The sequence below is a fragment of the Bacillus sp. 7_6_55CFAA_CT2 genome (assembly GCF_000238655.1).
GTDB classification, from domain to species: Bacteria; Bacillota; Bacilli; order Bacillales; family Bacillaceae_G; genus Bacillus_A; species Bacillus_A cereus.
Genome location: NZ_JH414725.1, coordinates 1 through 3374, shown reverse-complemented (window position 1 = coordinate 3374; position 3374 = coordinate 1). Strand labels below are relative to the sequence as shown.

The following is a 3374-nucleotide window of genomic DNA, read 5'->3' as shown; positions in this document are numbered from 1 at the left end:
GAAGCCGCCTTTCAATTTCGAACCATGCAGTTCAAAATGTTATCCGGTATTAGCCCCGGTTTCCCGGAGTTATCCCAGTCTTATGGGCAGGTTACCCACGTGTTACTCACCCGTCCGCCGCTAACTTCATAAGAGCAAGCTCTTAATCCATTCGCTCGACTTGCATGTATTAGGCACGCCGCCAGCGTTCATCCTGAGCCAGGATCAAACTCTCCAATAAAGTTAGTTTGTCTAGCATCTAAAATAAAAATTGACGTTTCACGTTGTTTGTTTCGTTCAGTTTTCAAAGAACTACTTGGTCGCTCATTTGCGACTTCCTTATGTTAACATTTTCATCTTTCAATGTCAACTAAGTTTTTCATTTCGTTTGTCGCTTGCGATGTTAATGTCATCGGCGACTTGTTCTATATTACACCTCTAAAGTATAATCGTCAATACGTTTTTAAAAAACTTTATATTTTATAGATTTCACTTATGTATTTCTTCTATAGTTATATACAAGCACCCCACAGAACTATCTATGGGGTACTACTCTACTATAAAAACTATTGCTCTTTCGACGGCGCCGAACAACTTCCATCAGTACAAGAAAGATCGCTTCCACCCTCTGAAGAAAGTTCTTGTAACTTAGGTGCAGGATTCTCTTCTTCCCACACTTGCTGAAGTGCACCAACAAAAGTTTCAAGTGGTTGTGCACCTGAAATAGCATACTTTTGATTAATAATAAAATAAGGTACTCCCGAAATTTGATATTGCTGAGCAATCGCTTCATCAATTCTAACATCATTTGCATACGCATTTTTATCATTAATAACATTTAAAGCCTCTTGCTTATCTAAACCTGAAACTTCAGCGATAGTAGCAAGTGTATCCACATCACTTAAATTTCTCGATTCAGTGAAGTATGCGAAAAGTAGATTTTCCGTAATCTCTTTTTCTTTTCCTTGATCCTTTGCAAACTTCGCAAGACGATGCGCATCAAACGTGTTCGTCGGCTTCATCTCATCAAAATTAAAACTTAAACCCATACTAGCTGCATGATTTCCTAGCTGTACGTTATTACGCTTAGCTTCTTCAATACTAATTCCATACTTTGATGCAAGTACTTCATTAATACTTGTCCCAGAATAGATTGGAGCATTTTGGTCTAATTCAAAACTTTTAAACTCAACTTCAACATCCTTCTTATGCGGAAATTGCTCTAAAGCTATCTCTAATCTACGTTTCCCAATATAGCAAAATGGGCATACAAAATCTGACCAAACTTCAATTTTCATAGAAACACCTCGTTAACTTTTAATTTTCAATCATTGTAGCACTGAGATTAAGGAATTCAAAAGTTTTTGCTCTACCTCCTTCATATAGTACATACAAAAATACACTTATAGCAGAATACCTAATTAACAAAAAAACGATAATCAAAAGGATTAACTATTATCCCTCCGATTATCGTCTATATAAATGCAACAACTTTAATTATGCCGGAATATACTTCCCTACGAACTTCCATACAGTATTCCAATATTTATTCGAATCTACTTTCTCCGCTTCCCCATGTCCAGCACCTGGAACAATTAATTTCTCTTTTTCTACTTTTGCAGCATTATATACTTCATCTAACATTTCAAAAGGAACGAATGTATCAGCATCCCCATGAATGAACAGCATAGGTGTTTTACTTTTCGCTACTTGTTTTACAGCTGAGGCCTCTTCTAAATCATACCCAGCTCTTAATTTAGTAACCGTATTTGCCGCATTCATAACAGGAAACTTCGGTAAGTGGAATAAATCTTTTAGTTGATAAGTAAATTCATCAATAACAGTTGAGTATCCACAATCTTCAATAATAACTTTAACATTAGAAGGTAAATCTTCTCCTGAAGTCATCATTACAGTTGCCCCGCCCATTGAAACACCAAATAGAGCTATTTCAGCATTAGGGTCTTTCTTTAAGATTTGTTGAATCCAAATTAACACATCTTTACGATCATGCCAGCCCATACCAACATAATCCCCTTCACTATTTCCGTGCCCACGAAGGTCTGGTGCTATGACATTATAGCCTTGTTCATAAAAGTTACGAACATATTTCGTCATTTCTGATGCTCTACCACTATATCCATGAACTACAATTGCCCATTTATGACTAGATGGTTCATTCATATATTCATAACCTTTTAAATTTAATTTATCGAAAGAACGTATAGTTAATGTGTTAGGTTTATACTTCGATACGAAGTTTGCATTCTTTTCTTCATTTGCAGCCAATACATCTCCCGACGCATTTACCGTTTCCACTAAATGAGGATTATCTTGCAAAAATTCCTTTTCTTGTTTCGCATTTAATGCATAGTTATAAAAATAATTTCCAACTAACATATACACGATTACTAGCAGGACTAAGACTACTATAGTAATTATACTTATCTTTTTCATATTATCTCCTTTTCTAACTTAAATCTTCTTATATTAAAGTACATCAAAAACAACTGTACTATTTTAACATACCAATGAATTCTATCTTTAAGAAATAAAATAGAAAATCTTAAATTACCTGTCAAAAATCACGAAAGAAATTGAATAAAACTTATATAGCTACGTACTCAAAAATCTTTTAAAAAATGAGCAGCACTTCAAAATATTTAGCTTTGAAAAGAAGTTATAAAACACAAAAAAGACGAGTCATTCTGACTCGTCTTAAGCTTGCTTGGCGACGTCCTACTCTCACAGGGACAAGGTCCCAACTACCATCGGCGCTAGAGAGCTTAACTTCCGTGTTCGGTATGGGAACGGGTGTGACCTCTCTGCCATCATCACCAAACTATGAAGGCATATTCCTTCAAAACTAGATAACATTGCTACATATTATATGGTTAAGTCCTCGATCTATTAGTATTCGTCAGCTACACATGTCACCATGCTTCCACCTCGAACCTATCAACCTGATCATCTTTCAGGGATCTTACTAGCTTACGCTATGGGAAATCTCATCTTGAGGGGGGCTTCATGCTTAGATGCTTTCAGCACTTATCCCTTCCGCACATAGCTACCCAGCTATGCCCTTGGCAGAACAACTGGTACACCAGCGGTGCGTCCATCCCGGTCCTCTCGTACTAAGGACAGCTCCTCTCAAATTTCCTACGCCCACGACGGATAGGGACCGAACTGTCTCACGACGTTCTGAACCCAGCTCGCGTACCGCTTTAATGGGCGAACAGCCCAACCCTTGGGACCGACTACAGCCCCAGGATGCGATGAGCCGACATCGAGGTGCCAAACCTCCCCGTCGATGTGGACTCTTGGGGGAGATAAGCCTGTTATCCCCGGGGTAGCTTTTATCCGTTGAGCGATGGCCCTTCCATGCGGAACCACCG

Annotated in this window: 2 protein-coding genes and 3 rRNA genes; all 5 read right to left on the bottom strand. The window is 38.1% G+C overall.

The features are described from left to right. A 16S ribosomal RNA gene (locus HMPREF1014_RS28955) occupies positions 1–220 on the bottom strand; the annotation flags it as partial. Positions 221–545: 325 nt separating this feature from the next. Continuing rightward, entirely contained in the window at positions 546–1277 is a 732-nt protein-coding gene (locus HMPREF1014_RS28950; RefSeq protein ID WP_000687915.1) for a DsbA family oxidoreductase, read from the bottom strand. A gap of 199 nt (positions 1278–1476) precedes the next feature. Continuing rightward, positions 1477–2436, bottom strand: coding sequence for an alpha/beta hydrolase (locus tag HMPREF1014_RS28945; RefSeq protein ID WP_000723977.1), 960 nt, complete (start codon positions 2434–2436; stop codon positions 1477–1479). A 269-nt stretch (positions 2437–2705) separates the two neighbouring features. Next, positions 2706–2821, bottom strand: a 5S ribosomal RNA gene (gene rrf, locus HMPREF1014_RS28940). 48 nt (positions 2822–2869) lie between these two features. Continuing rightward, a 23S ribosomal RNA gene (locus tag HMPREF1014_RS28935) occupies positions 2870–3374 on the bottom strand; the annotation flags it as partial.